This is a genomic window from Rhodospirillales bacterium (assembly GCA_028824295.1).
Lineage (GTDB): Bacteria > Pseudomonadota > Alphaproteobacteria > TMED109 > TMED109 > VXPW01.
Genome location: JAPPED010000015.1, coordinates 199,033 through 214,355, shown reverse-complemented (window position 1 = coordinate 214,355; position 15,323 = coordinate 199,033). Strand labels below are relative to the sequence as shown.

General features: G+C 63.1%; 13 protein-coding genes. 9 read left to right on the top strand and 4 right to left on the bottom strand.

Annotated elements, in window-relative coordinates; genetic code table 11:
• Together OXH60_07430 and OXH60_07425 are read left to right on the top strand one after the other, a co-directional pair.
• Positions 1 to 1,152 (top strand): GMC oxidoreductase (locus tag OXH60_07430; protein ID MDE0711951.1); only part of this gene is annotated, 1,152 nt, incomplete at its 5' end.
• Positions 1,153 to 1,804: 652 nt separating this feature from the next.
• Entirely contained in the window at positions 1,805 to 3,067 is a 1,263-nt protein-coding gene (locus OXH60_07425; protein ID MDE0711950.1) for a DEAD/DEAH box helicase, read from the top strand.
• A 268-nt stretch (positions 3,068 to 3,335) separates the two neighbouring features.
• Here OXH60_07425 and OXH60_07420 read toward each other — a convergent pair whose 3' ends face one another.
• Complete coding sequence (locus OXH60_07420; protein MDE0711949.1) at positions 3,336 to 3,680, bottom strand: hypothetical protein; 345 nt, start codon at positions 3,678 to 3,680, stop codon at positions 3,336 to 3,338.
• Between the two features lie 785 nt (positions 3,681 to 4,465).
• On the opposite strand from OXH60_07420, the gene OXH60_07415 reads away from it, so the two are divergent.
• From OXH60_07415 to OXH60_07400, 4 genes are all read left to right on the top strand, one after another.
• On the top strand, positions 4,466 to 4,882 hold the full coding sequence (locus OXH60_07415; GenBank protein ID MDE0711948.1) for a hypothetical protein: 417 nt from the start codon (positions 4,466 to 4,468) through the stop codon (positions 4,880 to 4,882).
• Between the two features lie 582 nt (positions 4,883 to 5,464).
• Positions 5,465 to 7,171 (top strand): PQQ-dependent dehydrogenase, methanol/ethanol family, encoded by a 1,707-nt coding sequence (locus OXH60_07410; GenBank protein MDE0711947.1) that lies wholly within the window; start codon positions 5,465 to 5,467, stop codon positions 7,169 to 7,171.
• Between the two features lie 135 nt (positions 7,172 to 7,306).
• Positions 7,307 to 7,726: a c-type cytochrome gene (locus OXH60_07405; GenBank protein ID MDE0711946.1), complete on the top strand. Its 420-nt coding sequence runs from the start codon at positions 7,307 to 7,309 to the stop codon at positions 7,724 to 7,726.
• Between the two features lie 35 nt (positions 7,727 to 7,761).
• Positions 7,762 to 8,568 (top strand): alpha/beta fold hydrolase, encoded by an 807-nt coding sequence (locus OXH60_07400; GenBank protein MDE0711945.1) that lies wholly within the window; start codon positions 7,762 to 7,764, stop codon positions 8,566 to 8,568.
• Between the two features lie 26 nt (positions 8,569 to 8,594).
• Here the strand turns inward: OXH60_07400 and OXH60_07395 are convergent, their stop codons facing one another.
• From OXH60_07395 to OXH60_07385, 3 genes are all read right to left on the bottom strand, one after another.
• Positions 8,595 to 9,881: a TRAP transporter large permease gene (locus tag OXH60_07395; GenBank protein ID MDE0711944.1), complete on the bottom strand. Its 1,287-nt coding sequence runs from the start codon at positions 9,879 to 9,881 to the stop codon at positions 8,595 to 8,597.
• 128 nt (positions 9,882 to 10,009) lie between these two features.
• Positions 10,010 to 10,600, bottom strand: a complete 591-nt coding sequence (locus tag OXH60_07390; protein MDE0711943.1) for a TRAP transporter small permease — start codon at positions 10,598 to 10,600, stop codon at positions 10,010 to 10,012.
• Positions 10,601 to 10,668: 68 nt separating this feature from the next.
• Complete coding sequence (locus tag OXH60_07385) at positions 10,669 to 11,718, bottom strand: TRAP transporter substrate-binding protein (protein ID MDE0711942.1); 1,050 nt, start codon at positions 11,716 to 11,718, stop codon at positions 10,669 to 10,671.
• 529 nt (positions 11,719 to 12,247) lie between these two features.
• Here OXH60_07385 and OXH60_07380 point away from each other — a divergent pair.
• The 3 genes from OXH60_07380 (at position 12,248) to OXH60_07370 (ending at position 15,323) form a co-directional block, all read left to right on the top strand.
• Positions 12,248 to 12,946 (top strand): DUF2796 domain-containing protein, encoded by a 699-nt coding sequence (locus OXH60_07380; GenBank protein ID MDE0711941.1) that lies wholly within the window; start codon positions 12,248 to 12,250, stop codon positions 12,944 to 12,946.
• A gap of 267 nt (positions 12,947 to 13,213) precedes the next feature.
• A complete protein-coding gene (locus tag OXH60_07375; protein MDE0711940.1) occupies positions 13,214 to 13,927 on the top strand; it encodes an ABC transporter ATP-binding protein in 714 nt (237 codons plus the stop codon).
• Positions 13,928 to 14,069: 142 nt separating this feature from the next.
• A complete protein-coding gene (locus OXH60_07370) occupies positions 14,070 to 15,323 on the top strand; it encodes an ABC transporter permease (protein ID MDE0711939.1) in 1,254 nt (417 codons plus the stop codon).

Below are 15,323 nucleotides of genomic sequence, written 5' to 3'. Positions count from 1 at the left end.
CCCGACCGCAACCCGCTCTACGATGCCTGGTTCGCCGCTGCCGGGGCGCTCGGCATTCGCCGCAACCCGGACTACAACGGCGCCGACCAGGAGGGGATCGCCAAGACCCAGGCGACGATCGCGCGCGGCCGCCGCATGAGCACTGCGCACTGCTACCTGAAGCCGGCGATGCGGCGGCCGAATCTCACGGTCGTCGCCGAAGCCGCGGCGCGAAGGCTCACGTTCGACGGCCGGCGCTGCACCGGCGTCGTTTACGAACGGCGCGGTCGGACACGCGAGGTGAGCGCTGCGCGCGAGGTTGTCCTGTGCGCCGGCGCCGTCGCCTCGCCGCAGCTTCTCGAACTGTCGGGCGTCGGCGCGCCCGAAGTGCTGCGGGCGCACGGCATTCCGGTAAGGCACGCGCTGCCCGCCGTCGGCGAGAACTTCCGTGACCACATCATCGCGCGCGTGCAATGGCGAGTCAGCGCGCCCGGCGTATCGTACAACGAGCGGACGCGCGGCCTCCGCCTAGTCGGGCAGGCAGCGCGCTACCTGGCGACCGGCGGCGGCTTCCTCAGCCTGCCTTCGGCGCCGCTCGTCGCCTTTCTGCGGACGCGACCGGAGCTGGCGACGCCGGACATCCAGTTGCACCTCATTCCCTACGCGGTGAAGGATCCGAAGCGGCGCAAGCTGCACGCGTTCCCGGCCATGACCGCGGCATGCTACCAATTGCGGCCCGAAAGCCAGGGCTCGATCCACATCCGCTCGTCCGACCCCGCCGAGCCGCCGGCAATTCGTTTCAACTTCCTGAGCGACCCGATCGACCGGGAAACCCTCGTCGCCGGCGTCGGGCTGATACGGCAAATCGCTGCGGCGGCGCCGATGGACCCGTTCCGCGGCGAGGAAATCTCGCCCGGCGCGGAGGTGGAAGGCGCCGCGGCGATCGAGAACTGGATCCGGGAGAACTCCGAGACCGCGTACCACCCCATCGGCACTTGCCGCATGGGGCCGGGAGCCGACGCCGTCGTCGACGACCGCCTGCGGGTTCACGGCCTTGAGGGCCTGCGCATCGCCGATGCGTCGATCTTCCCGACCATGCCATCCGGGAACACGAACGCACCGAGCATCATGGTCGGCGAGAAATGCGCCGAATTGATGCGCGAGCTGGCCTGACCGCGGCGCCCCGCGCGCGGCGACATATTGTCGCCACGGGATTCCCCAGCATTTTCTCGCGCTAGCCCTGCGGTCGCCTTCGTTCACTCACCTTAACGGTGGACCAATTCAAGGGGAGGCAGGTCAATCAACCAACTGGCGAGCCGGTGCCTCCCCGAGCCGCGCAGCTGCCACCCGTAGATGGAACAACGGTTTGCCGTCACCACTCAAAGGAGGAGCCGGATGTGTTAGCGCGCACGTTCGGATCTGCGCGGCTGGAGCGGGGTAACCCGCTTCCCTCCGGTGATCAAGGACTGGCATTTCCTCTCGGGGTCGTGGGCCGCAGCTGACCGGTCCTCTTGGCGGCGTCGTGACAGATTGGCTGGGCTTGCCCCTAACCGTCATGCCGGCCGCGTTTGTTGTATGTCAAATAGCTCGGCGTCGGGGGCAGGTCACGCTGTACGATAAGAAAAACTGGTGTACTTGATTGTTTGGGCTCGAATAACCATTTGAACTCGCGCACTGCCTAACGATAGCGTGGTGCGCCGGATACCAGCGGCGCCATTCCCCGGGCAAAACCAATCCCATGTTTCCGCTCCGGCCGCGACCGGGACGGATCATCTCGGCCCAACCGCGCCACCCACGCTGATCGTGCCGCAAAGAAGGAAATTTGTTGACCAAACCCAAGTTCTCGGATCTCGGTTTAGCCGGTCCGATACAGCGTGCATTGGCCGCCAGAGACCATGTCGAGCCGACACCAATCCAGGCACGCGCCATTCCCGATCTTCTCGCCGGCCGCGATCTGGTGGGCATCGCCCAAACCGGTACAGGCAAGACAGCGGCCTTCGCACTTCCCATTCTCCACCAACTTGACCGCAATCGCGGCCAGTCCGGTCGGCGTCGGCCACGCGCGCTCGTCCTTGCGCCCACCCGCGAACTCGCAATTCAGATCGGCGAAGAATTCAGCGCCTACGCCAAATACCTCCGTCTACGCCAAACGGTGATTTTCGGTGGGGTCGGGCAGAAGCCCCAAGTCGATGCCCTGCGGCGTGGGGTTGACATTGTGACAGCCACGCCAGGTCGCCTGCTCGACCTCGTGAACCAGCGTCTGCTGGCGCTCGACGCGGTCGAAGTGTTTGTCCTAGATGAGGCAGACCGCATGCTCGACATGGGCTTTGTGCGCGATGTCCGAAAAATAATCTCGGACCTACCGGTCAGCCGCCAGTCGCTACTGTTCTCGGCCACCATGCCGACCGAGATTGCCCGTCTGTCCGGCGATTTCCTGACCGATCCCGTCCATGTTGAGATCACTCCCCGAGCCACGCCGGTGACGCGTGTCGAACAGCGCGTCTACCATGTCGGTGCACAGGGAAAGCGGGCCTTGCTAACCCGTATTCTGGATGATCCGGCGCTGTCGCGCGTCCTGGTGTTTTCGAGGACCAAGCATCGTGCCAACCGGATCGTGCAGCAGCTCGACCAGGCCGGCGTCGACGCCGAGGTGATCCACGGAAACAAATCCCAAGGCGCTCGCCAGCGGGTGCTAAAACGGTTTCGGGCTGGCGAAACCCGTGTCTTGGTCGCGACTGATATCGCAGCGCGCGGCATTGATGTAGACGGCATAAGCCACGTCATCAATTACGAACTGCCCAACGAGGCGGAAAACTATGTCCACCGAATCGGCCGCACGGCGCGGGCCGGTGCCGACGGGTTTGCGTTCTCGTTCTGCGACCCGACGGAACGGAAGTATCTCAACGCCATCGAGCGCCTGATCCGTTCCCCTCTGACGGTAGTTGGGGACGGTCCTGTGCCCGACACGCCGAGCCATGCACCCAAGCCCAGAAGAAACGGATATCACCCACGGCACAAATCCCGCGGCCGGAACCGACGTCGGGGCCGCGCCTCGGCGCTGCAATCGGGTGCATCGGGCCTTGCCTAGGATTGCTCGATCTTCGCTTGCCCGTAATCCGTTCTTCCCCGCTGCGCTCTGCCGCCTCCCGGCGTCAGGGGTACCACCGCCGAGGTGGGATTTTCGGGCGGGGTTACGTCCGTCCGGACGAGCATCCACTCCGTCTCTAGGCCCCGGCGTGTGGCCGGATCGGTGAAGAGTTGTTGCTGCGGCCAGCTCGGAGCTTGTCGCTGGCCAGCCAGTAGCGCGCGTCCCGCCGGAAGGAGTCGGCGCGCACCATGTCGCCGAATCGCGCCGCCTAGGCGTTGACCGTGAACGCGTCGGCTGCTGCATCGAAGTTGCAGCGCTGGCCCAAGATGAACCGGGAGTGCGCATCAACGCTGCAATTGGAGTCGATGTCGACGTTGCGCCGGTTCATCCGGATGATCCAGTTCAGCGTGTAGACCTGTGTGCCCGACTCGATGTGCATAGCGCCGGGCAGGCGCTGCCGGCCGTCGATCATGGCCCGGTCGACCGCGCCTGAATGGACTTGGCAGCACCGGTGGATGAAGTCGAGGATCCGGTAGTACGCGGCCGTGGACTTCAGGTGCGCGCCGCGGACGATGCCGCGCACCGGGGACTTGTTGACGATCCTGGAGAACACATCGATCGCCTATTTCTGGTTCGTCGCGGGCAGCCGCGGGGGATCCGATACAGAGGGCGAGGAACCGCACGAAATACAGTGGCAGCGACAATCACAGTTGGCCGTGAAGCCGTCCTTGCAGTACGCCTCGGCGTACCTTCCGACCGGACGGGCGTGATAGACGCAGTCGGGGTTCGCGCACACGGTGCGTTCTTTGGGTGTGCAGAGGCGGTCTTCGTCGATCAGGTGTTCGATTTCGGCGGCTTTCCCCCCGCGTGACCGGAGCGGGGCGCTTTCGCAGCAGGCGTGGGAACCGATGCCCGGGACCAGGCCGTTGTTGGTGCTTGTCAGCTTGTCGTGGGGGTCCCGGTTCGGGCCCGGCTTCTTGCGTTGGGTACACGCTGGCACTCCGCAGTTCCTGCAGCTCGGGTTCCGGCAACGGTTGACTCGAAGCGTCCGGCTGGTCGTCAGCACGTCTGCGGATGCAGGGAACGACCCTGGATTTCCGAGGGTTTGGCATTGGTTTTTTGATCCGCCGGATGGCCACGAAAATGCGCTGCGAAAACGGCTGCAACCTGGCCCGTTTTTTGCGCGTGAAATGTTGTGAGAAGTGCTGGTAAAACCCCAACCAGCTCAGCCAGCCGGAACGGCTAGCCCTCCGCCACATCAGCCCACAAAGCGGGTAATCGTACGGCCTTGGAATGAGTGGCAGGAAGGTTGACCAAATTCCCCCGGTGCACTCACTGCACCGGGTCGTTTGCCGCACCGGCACGGCTGCGCAACGCCCACTAGGAGGAGCCCCGTCGATGTCGAGCCGAGACAACGGCAAACCTGGCAAGACCTTTGCCGACAAAGTCGCAGGGATTTTTGGTACCTCTCTTGATGAACTGGAGCTCAGTGCAGCGGAACGAGCGAGCGTCAACCGAAGGATCCTCGAATGCGTAGTGCCAGTTATTGATGAGACTTGTCGAGAACGGCTAACGCGAGGAACGGATAAGCACCAGACCATTGACGAGGCAATGCCGCTACACCCGGAATTCGTGTACCGCGCGTTGGGCGGCCAGTGGAGAGGCTGGAACGATTTCTTCGACACGAAACCTGAAAGCAGCAGCGACTATGCCGAGCACGCTTATCAAGACGTCTTGGAAGATTCTGCCTGGAAACTGATCCAGTCTATCGCGGCAGCGGACGACGAGTCACTCCGACTTGTACGCAAATCGTAAGCGAAACATACGTCTGAGTAACAAATCGGCCTGAATGGGTGGATTGACCGCGGCCGAGTCCCGATCATGACGCAAGAACACGTCCTGGGAGCCAGGAACCGGGGTTCCTCAGCACGATACGGGCAATCGGGGAAGGAACTCCGAGCTTGCCGAGGATGACCCACCGATCTTGCTCGACCCGATCCCGTTTTCTTTCGCCTCTCCCCTGTGCCGCTCGGCATCGCACCGATCGGTCACGCACGCCTATGCCACTGCGGGTTCGATTTCGTACATGTGCTCAGCACGGTTAACAGCGAACAGCCACGCGCACTGGTAGCCCGTGAACGCCGTACACGTGTCCCCACTGCGGCCCAAAACCGCCCCGCACGGCCCCGGAAGTGGCAACACTGCACGGCAGTTAGTTCCTGTTTTGACGCTCTTGGTCCGGCCCACCTAGTATCGCTGAGCGGCCAGGTAAAGTGTTTGTCTCGCTGGATGCTTCAGCGGAGACAGGGGCTGGTCAGCTGGCCGAACGGGCGTGCGCATCCGGTACGCCATGCAGCGCAGCCGGAAGTCGGTACGCCGTTCATGGGAGGAAATGCAATGCATGTCTCAGGTTTGAGAAGCCGCTGGATGGTGGCCGGTGCGATCGGCGCCGCGCTCTCCTTGTTTGCGGGTTCGAGTCTCGCCGAGTCCGGCAAGGAATGGAGGGTCGCCGGCGGCGACTTCGCGAACACGCGGTATAGCTCGCTCGATCAGATCAACACTTCCAACGTCGACCAGCTGAGTGTCGCCTGGATCCAGTCGTTGGGCAGCACCCACTCGCAGGAAGCAACCCCGCTAGTGATAGACGGGGTGATGTATCTCGCGACATCGGCGGGTCCAGCCTACGTGTTCGCCCTTAACGCCAAGACCGGGGAGACGATCTGGACCCACCAGCCCGAAATGCCTCCAGACTACCACTCGATCGTGTGCTGCGGCCACGCTAACCGGGGAATCGCCTATTCCAACGGCCGAATCTTCTTCGGCCGGCTTGACGCCATGCTTGTCGCGCTGGACGCCAACACCGGCGAGGAACTCTGGAAAACGGAAGTGCGTCCCTACGCGGACGGCTTCTCGCTCACCTCGCCGCCGCTTCCCGTCGGCGGTCTGATCATCACGGGTCTGTCAGGCGGTGAGTACGGGGTTCGTGGAACGCTCCAGGCGTACCACCAGGACACCGGTGAACTTGCCTGGCGCACCGACATCATCCCTGGTCCCGGCGAGCCCGGCAATGAGACCTGGAAGGGCGACTCGTGGAAGACCGGTGGCGGCACCCCGTGGTACCTCGGTTCGTACGACCCGGAACGCAACCTAATTTTCTACGGAACCTCGAATGCAGCTCCATGGGGCGGGCACACGCGTGGAAACGACTCGTCCGACATCGGGCTGTACACGAATCTCTGGACCGCGGCTCAACTCGCGTTCAACCCCGAGAACGGCGAGATCGTCTGGGGTTACCAGATGACGCCTTCCGACGTCTGGGACTACGACGGCGTCAATGAGGCGGTACTAGTCGATCTCACGATCGGCGGCCTTGAGGTTCCCGCCTTGCTGAAGGCCGACCGCAACGGCTTCTTCTACGTGCTGAACCGGGAGAACGGGGTCCTCCTCTCGGCCGAGACTTTCGTCGAGGTCAACTGGGCGACCGACGTCAACCTCGAGACCGGCATGCCGGTCGAGAACCCGACATATCGACCGAAACTCGATGAGTGGGCTCGCAACATCTGCCCGAACATCTTCGGCGGCAAGAACTGGCAGCCGATGTCGTACAACCCGAATACCGGTCTCGTGTACATCCCGACCAACAACTACTGCATGGATCTGGTCAATCGCGAGCAGGAGTTCGTGAAGGGGACTTTCTATCTCGCGCAGGAGTTCAACCTGGACGTGCGCGGCGAGGGTGGATACCTGACCGAACTCGCAGCGTGGGATCCGGTAAACCAGCAGAAGGTCTGGGGAATCAAGGAAGATCTGGTCATGATGGGCGGCACGCTTACCACCGCCGGCAACCTGGTCTTCTACGGAAACGCGCGCGGGATCGTGAAAGCGGTCGACGCGACGTCCGGTGACATTCTCTGGCGGTTTCGGGCTGGTTCGGGCGTGAACCAAGGACCGATCACCTACGAGATCGACGGCGAGCAGTACCTGGCCGTGGTCAGTGGCCGACTCGTGGGACCGCCGTCCTTCCTCGGCACCATGGGTGAGGAGGTCACGAGCGCCACACCCCCGGGAGGCGCCCTGATCGTCTTCAAGCTGCACGGCTCCTGAGCCGTTCGGACATCGGAGGCGGGATGCAGCAGCACCGCCTCCGGCGTCTGGCCAGCTGCCTCTGCGGCGAGGGCAGGGGATCAGGCCCGGCCTCGCCGGAGGGGAACTAACCCGATTCAGCGGCGCAGACGTGTCATGACCCTCATCGCTCCGGTTTCCCTCAGTTGCCGCCCGGTGATCGCCGCCGGGATCATCGTCCTCGTCGGGTTGTCCGGTAGTCCGGCAGCAGCCCAGGAATCGGATGGCTCGGACGCGGCGCCTGGCAAGCTCATGTTCAGCAATCCGTTTTCCGGGCAGGAGGACATTCAGGCCGAGGGGCGGACAAAGTTCAACGTGCATTGCTCGCATTGCCACGGGCCCAACGCGATTCAGGGTGAGCGGCCGCGCGACCTTCGGCGCCTGACGTTGCGCTATGGCAAGAAGGTCGCCGAAGTGTTCTTGACGACCGCGCTCGACGGACGCCCCAACAAGGGCATGCCCCCTTGGCGTGACGTGATGCCCGAGGAGGATCTCTGGAAGGTGTTCACGTTTCTCGAGACGGTTCAGAAGAAATAGTGTCGGAACGATGGTTCCGATGAGTGAGGTCTCCCATGCCCATTGCCACGACGCCGACCGGCGACTTGCACTACCAGGTTCTGGAAGCCGTTCCGCCGTGGGCGGGACCGCCGGAAACGGTGCTGTTCCACCACGGCGTTGCCGCCAACCTGCACCTCTGGTCGCCTTGGCTGTCGGCGCTCTCCGACCGCTACCGCATCGTCCGCTTCGATACGCGGGGATACGGCGGCTCCTCGGCAGCCGGCCAGGGTTTCACGTTCACGTTCGAATCGCTCACCGACGACGTCCTGGCGGTCGCTGATGCCGCAGGCGCGGAAAAGTTTCATTTTGTCGGCGAATCCATGGGCGGCACGGTGGGAATCGCGTTGGCCCTCCGCGCCCAGGAGCGCCTGCACAGCCTCATCCTGTCAAATGCCGCGGCACGCGGCGGCTTGATTCGCAACGTCGACGGCTGGAAAGCGATCGCCGATGGTGACGGCGCGGCGGGCTGGGCTCGCCAGATGATGGAATGGCGTTTCTATCCGGATTCCCTAGATCCCCATGTCCGCGAATGGTTCAGGGCGGTCCATGAAGACAGCTCGATGGAGGTCAATCTGGCGCTTGCCGATCTGTTGCTACACGCCGATTTCATGGACGACCTAGAGTCAATCAAACTTCCCACCCTGCTGCTGGCACCAGAAGCAAGCCCATTCATAGCGCTTGATCTGATGGCCGAGATGCGGCGCAAGCTCCCGAACGCGGAGCTGCAGGTGTTTGCGCATTCGAAACACGGGTTGCCCTTGTCGCACGGCACCCAATGTGCAGCCGTCGCCAAGGGCTTCCTGGAACGACAGCACGTCTGAACGGAACCCACGGGGCCGGGCCGAGGTCAATAGATTTGTTCCGGTAGCCAGAGCGCGAGCTGCGGAAAGGCCAGCAGCAGCGCCACCATGGCAATCATCATGAGCACGAAGGGGAGCGCTCCCCAGGCGACATCGTTGAACTTGCCACCCCGCAACCGGATCCCGTGTACGACATAGAGATTGACCCCGATCGGCGGCGTGATCAGCGCAGTTTCCATCAGCACCGTGATCAGGATCCCGAACCACACGGGGTCGTACCCCAACTGCACGATCAGGGGGAACACCACCGGGACAGTGGTAAGCAGCATCGACAGCGTTTCCATGAACATGCCGAGGATCAGGTAGAACACCACCAGCACGATCATGGTCTGCAGGGGTGTCCAGCCGAGTTCGCCGATGAAGTTGATCAGCGCCTGCGTGACGCCGATAAAGCCGAGCACGAAATTCAGAAACACGGCCGCGAGAATGATCAGCATGATCACCGCGGTCGTCCGCATGGTTCCCTCGAAGGCCTCCCGCAGCATCCTGAGATTCAGGGAGCGGGTCCAGGCGGCCAGCAGCAGCGCAAAGACCACACCAATGGACGCCGCTTCGGTCGGCGTGGCGATCCCGGCGTAAATCGAGCCGACCACGGCGGCAAACAGAAAAATCGGGGGTAACAGGTCCTGTAGCGCGCGAGTTCTCTCTGACCAGCTTGTCCTTGGCTTGGCACCCGCCCAGGCGGGCCGCGAAACGCAGGCTGCAACGATGATCAGGATAAAGAGGCTGGAAAGGATCAGGCCCGGCACAAAGCCCGCCATGTAGAGTTCGGGAACCGACGTGTCGGTGATCAGGCCGTAGATGATCAGGTTGATTGACGGGGGGATCAGGATGCCGAGCGTGCCGCCGGCGGCGAGTGATCCGAGGAACAACCCTTCGTGGTACTTCCGTTTTTCGATTTCCGGATAAGCCACCGTACCGATGGTGGCGGCGGTCGCCACCGAAGAGCCGGACGAGGCGGCGAAGATTGCGCACGAGCCGATGTTCGCATGCATCAGCCCGCCCGGAAGCCAGCTGAGCCACTGCGCCACCGCGTTGTACATCCTCCGGGCGATGCCGGCGCGCAGCATGATCTCGCCGAGGAGGATGAACATTGGGATGGCGACGAGAATGAACTCCTTCTGTTTGTCCCAGACGAATTCACCCATGGCACGGGACAGCCGCCCGCCCATGTAGATCTCGTCGAGCCCCATCGAAAGGAGGCCCAGGACCGCGGCCACCGGCACGGCAACCAGCACCAGCCCCAAAGTCGCGACGAACGCCCAAGCAGCCATCTACAGGGCCCTCTTGCCACGCCCGAAGGCTGCCGCGGAACAGCAGCCCATTGCCCGCGCCCCGGCAGAGACGCTCGCCGTCGGCCAGTCTGCCCGGGCCACTCCTCGCACTCCCAGGCCGCGCCGGATCACCGTTCCGGTTCCGTGAGGCTATGGGTCTCTTCGGTGATCTCTTCCTGGACGCTCCGGGTCCCGGCGAGCCGCTGGACCGAGGCCGGGCCATGCACCACAAAGGAGCATGCCGTGTAGAGGAGCACGAAAATGAGCGTGACGTTGAAGAAGATCAATCCGGCCAGCCACACCAGCTGCGGAATCCACAAGGGCGTGGTCAGCGTCGTGACCGAGACCGAATTGTTCACCCATGACTCGGTGAACACGGTCACGGCTTTGGAGGACAGAAAGCCGATGAAGATCAGCAGCGCCAGCAACCCGACGATGTCCAGAGCGGCGCGCAGGAACAGCGGCAAGAGGTTGTACAGCGCATCGATTCGAATGTTCGAGCGATGTAGCAGGCAGTACGCATAGGCCCACGTCGTGGCGCCGGCAAATACGTAGCCGGTGATCTCGTCTGAGCCCGACATGGTCACGTTCAGGTACTTGCGGCAGAGCACGTCGATGGTGACCATCACCGCCGACAGCAGGAGCGCAGCCCCCCCGGCCCAGACCGCCCAGAGTGCAAGCCGTTCAAGCAACCGGTGGATGTAGGCGAGCAGTTCCAATCGGCGCTACCGTCCGTGGAGCCCGCGAATTGCTTAGATGGTACCCGGTGCCGTGTACTGCTTCGCGATCAAAGTGGTGCCTTCAACCCGGCGATGTCGCCCATGGTGGCGTTCCATTCTTCGGCGCAGGCCCGGCCGCAGCGCTCAGCGAAGCGCTTGAGGACGAAATTCTCAACAATGTCCTTCAGCATGGCCTGGTCAGCCGAAGACGGGGCAACCGGGGTCATGCCGCCCACCTCGCCCCACGGGCAGGGTCCAAACGCATTGCACGCCAGCGCTGTCTTGTCCAGCTGCTTGATCGAATCCCAAATCTCGTTCTCAACCCTGGCGGCGCTCTCGCGGATCACCGTCCGGGTAGCCTCGCTGAGTGAACTCCAGGTATCACCGTTCACCGCCATGAACGTCGCCGCGTAGCCGAGGCGGATCTGAATGTTGTGTGTCACCACCTGCCACCACTTGGCGTTGTAAGCGGGCCCGGTGCCCGTGATGCCGCAGTCCGCAACACCCTTTTGCAGCGCCGGTACGACCTCGGCGAAGGACAGTGTCACCGCTGACGCCCCGAGCCCCTCGATAAAGTCGCCAAGGGAAGTGGAATAGGTTCGGATCTTCTTCCCGGCCAGACTCGCGAGCGAGCCGTCCTCGGCGTCGCCAAGCTTGCACCAGAGCATCTGGCTCGGAAACGTGTAGAGCATGACGAGCTCGGCGTCGTACTTGTTCTTGAGCTCGCGCTCGATGATCGGCCGGTAGGCTTGCAGCGCCCTGCGATACGTATCCATGTCCTGGAAAACGCCAGCAAGGTCAATGCCTTCCAGGGCAGGGCTGTCCTGGCTCGTGTAGGTTGTCAGCGCGTGGACAGCGTCGTAGGCACCAAGCTTGAGCAGCTTGACGACCTCGTAGCCTGAGAGGCCCAGCTCGGTGTAAGGCTTGGCGTTCGCGGTGATCTTCCCATCGGATGCCGTCGGCAGCACGTCGCCCCAAAGCCTGCTTTCATGCAGGCTCCAATTGGTGAGGTTGCCCCACGTACCGACAACCGCAAACTCGCGGGAATCGATCTCGTCCGCCGCTGCCGTACCAATCGCAAGTATCGCAACGAGGGCTGCGCCCAGTGCCAGTCTCATGATTCCTCCTGCGAATCGGGGGCCGATGGCCGTGCTTCCATAGTAGGTGGGGCGCAGAATCCCGTCAAAGTCGGAAGGCCTCTCTTTTGTTATGCCAATAAGGAGGTTATGCCATCTCTGCTAAGTCTTGCGGCCTCTCCCAGCCAATATGCAAACCATTGAATCTCAGGCAGCTGAAGGCAGAACCACCATCCCATCCGATACCAATTTGAGGCGACCAGCCGGCAGTCGAGAGATCCCAGGTCGGCTCCAGCTGGAATGCACGCGACCGACATGCCTGCGCGCCGTTTCGACGGCGTTGCCGCCCCCGGGCGGCAGCCGCGCCACCTGCCGCCGGAAGATGGCGGACAGCCAAACCTTCTCGATCGAGTGGCACGGAAGTCCCGGTTTCGCGCCTGCAACCCGGTCGGCGCGTACCAGATGTCCCTCTGGGAGCCGCGGAGTAGGCACCGTCCGCACGGTGTAATACTATATCGTTCCTCCATGAAAGCTGGAGTCGATTTATCAGCCTGAGTGTGGAGAAGATCAAGTGATATCGAATCAGAAACGACATTCCTTCCGCGGCTGGCGGCTAGCCGCGGCATCCGTTCCCATCTTCCTTGCGCCTGTCGCTCTGGCAGCGGAACATGAGCATCGCGAGCACGATGCCCATGCGCACGGACACGGAACGCTCGATATCGTCGTCGAAGGCGATCAGGCGTTGATCGAGCTTCGTATTCCCGCCGTGAACGTAGTCGGATTTGAGCACGCTCCGCGAGACGATGCCGAGCACGAAGCCGTGCGGCGGGCGCTCGAACCCCTCCGGAACGGGGGCTCGCTGTTCGCGCTATCTGCAGATGCAGACTGCGCCATTGAAGAGGCTGCCGCCGATATCGTCAGTTTGTCCGACGAACACCATCATGACGAAGGCGACCACGAAGCGGATGAGCACGCAGCGCACGACGACGAGCACGAAGCGCACGACGACGAGCACGAAGCGCACGACGACGAGCATGCAGCGCATGAGGACGAAGGGAGTGAGACGGCTGCTGGCGAGGAGGAGCATTCAGAGCTTCGCGCAACCTATCGTTTCCGTTGTAATGCGCCCGAGCAGCTCAGCCAGGTTGACGTTCGCGTGTTCGAGCACCTGCATGACGTTGAAGAGATCAGCGCGCGCGTGGTAACGCCAACTGCGCAGTCGGCAACCGATCTGCATCCGGATTCGACTGCCGTCGCGCTGGCACCCTGAGGCAGGGACGCCTGAACGCGGCCCCAGGAACATTCGGCACGTTTAGCCGTCGCCGTCAACGCTGGCGGCGAATCCCATGTTCTCGGGTCGATACAACCGGTTGGCAGTGTGCTGTCGCGGCCCTGCGCGCGACCGCAAAAAGTTCGCCAAGCGCGGCAAAATGATCATCATGGAACCACGTCCCCGGTGCGGTGGAAACCGGCGGCAGAGCCGATTTGGTGAATCCGGCCTGAGATCGTCGGTGAGAGCCCGGGAGCGGAGCCAAGGATGATCGTCGAGATCGATCGCGTACGGTTTGCTTGGAAGACCGGCCAGCGAGACATCCTCGACATTACGCGGCTGGAAATCACCGCAGGGGAGCGCGTATTCATCGAAGGCCCGAGCGGCAGCGGCAAGAGCACGTTGTTCAGCCTGCTGGGCGGGGTCGTAAGCCCGCGAGAAGGAACGGTACGGGTTCTTCAAGCAGACATTTCCCGGATGCCGGCGGCCCGGCGGGACAGATTCCGGGCCGACCACATAGGTTTCGTGTTCCAGATGTTCAATCTGGTGCCCTACCTATCGATGATGGACAATGTCGTGCTGCCTTGCCGATTCTCTCACCGGCGCTTCGAGCGGGCCCAGACACGATCCGGATCGCCCGAAGCAGAGGCGCGACGCCTCCTGGTCCGCCTCGGACTGGAACCAGCCGAGCTGCTGGCGCGCCCGGTTACCGAACTCAGCATCGGCCAGCAACAGCGCGTTGCCATCGCGCGGGCACTGATCGGAGCGCCAGAGTTGATCATGGCTGACGAGCCCACCTCCGCGCTCGACGAGGGCACCCGCAAACGCTTTCTCCAGGTCTTGTCGGAGCAGTGCGACGAGGCCGGGGTGTCGCTTTTGTTCGCGAGCCACGATACGCGCCTGGGCGCGCTGTTCGACCGCCGGATTTCACTCGACGAGCTGAATCGAAACGGCACCGGCATGCCCGGACAAGCGCCTTGAACTGCTGTCATGCATCGGTCTTCGGCACACAAGCGGGGAATGCGCGGCCGACCTCGGGACCGGGCCTGCCCCGCTGGTCGGCCGGCACCCGCGCGAGTTTTGACAAAGTGATGGGTTCCCCGGCCTAGGACGACCGATGGCGATGGTTCGACTCGCACTGCGGAGCGTATTCAGCCGTCGCGTTACAGCTGGGCTGACCCTGCTCGCAATCGCGATCAGTGTGGCCATGCTGCTGGGCGTGGAAAAAGTGCGGCGCGACGCTCGTGGCGCCTTCGCCAATACCATTTCCGGCACCGACCTTGTCGTCGGGGCCCGCAGCGGCGCGATCCAGCTGCTTCTCTACTCGGTCTTTCGCATCGGCAACGCCACGAACAACATCTCCTGGGAGACCTACCAGGACATCGGGAGTTTCCCCCGGGTCCTTTGGACGGTGCCGATTTCGCTGGGGGACTCGCACCGCGGTTTCCGGGTGATGGGAACGTCGAGCGCTTATTTCGAGCATTATCGGTACGCCCGCACCGAAACCCTCCAATTCAGCAGCGGCGGGTCGTTCGTCGACGTCTTCGACGCAGTGCTCGGAGCGGAAGTCGCGAACCGGCTGGGTTATGCGCTCGATGACAGGATCGTTGTCTCCCACGGTGCGGGCGCCGTGAGCTTCGTGGAACACGATGACAAACCGTTTCGCGTGGCCGGGATTCTCCGGCCGACGGGCACGCCGGTCGATCGCACCGTGCATGTCAGCGTGCAAGGCTTCACTGCGATGCATGTCGACTGGAGGGCTGGAGCGCCGATGCCCGGGCTCACGATCACGGCCGATGAGGCGCGCGGCATGGACCTCACGCCGAAGACGATCACCGCCTTCCTGGTTGGGCTCGACCGCAAGATCGCCATCTTTGACGTTCAGCGTAGAATCAACGAGTACAGCGAGGAGCCAGTCCTGGCGATCATTCCCGGCGTTGCCCTGCAGGAGTTGTGGGATCTGATGAGTGTCGCCGAGAACCTGCTTCGCTTTGTTTCCGCCATGGTGGTAGCGACCGGGCTGCTCGGAATGCTAACCGTCATTCTCTCGAGCCTTGAAGCGCGACGGCGGGAAATGGCGGTGCTTCGATCCGTCGGAGCCAGGCCCTTGCATGTGTTCGCTCTGTTCATGAGCGAGGCGTTGGTGTTTGCTCTGGTAGGGGCGGCCGCCGGAGTGGTACTGCTCTACGTCGCGCTGCTGATCGGCCAACCGATCGTCGCGCGCGAGTTCGGCCTGCACTTGCCGATTGCGCTACCTGGACCCGGAGACTGGTGGATCATCGCCGCCGTCGTCGCGGCGGGCACCGCAGCCGGCGCCGTGCCAGCGATCCGCGCCTACCGGCTGTCGCTCGCCGACGGCCTTTCGATGAGGATTTGA

Coding starts and splice junctions, on each gene's coding strand:
- OXH60_07415 (MDE0711948.1), top strand. CDS start 4,466: ATGTCGAGCCGAGACAACGGCAAACCTGGCAAGACCTTTGCCGACAAA.
- OXH60_07410 (MDE0711947.1), top strand. CDS start 5,465: ATGCATGTCTCAGGTTTGAGAAGCCGCTGGATGGTGGCCGGTGCGATC.
- OXH60_07405 (MDE0711946.1), top strand. CDS start 7,307: ATGACCCTCATCGCTCCGGTTTCCCTCAGTTGCCGCCCGGTGATCGCC.
- OXH60_07400 (MDE0711945.1), top strand. CDS start 7,762: ATGCCCATTGCCACGACGCCGACCGGCGACTTGCACTACCAGGTTCTG.
- OXH60_07395 (MDE0711944.1), bottom strand. CDS start 9,881: ATGGCTGCTTGGGCGTTCGTCGCGACTTTGGGGCTGGTGCTGGTTGCC.
- OXH60_07385 (MDE0711942.1), bottom strand. CDS start 11,718: ATGAGACTGGCACTGGGCGCAGCCCTCGTTGCGATACTTGCGATTGGT.
- OXH60_07375 (MDE0711940.1), top strand. CDS start 13,214: ATGATCGTCGAGATCGATCGCGTACGGTTTGCTTGGAAGACCGGCCAG.
- OXH60_07370 (MDE0711939.1), top strand. CDS start 14,070: ATGGTTCGACTCGCACTGCGGAGCGTATTCAGCCGTCGCGTTACAGCT.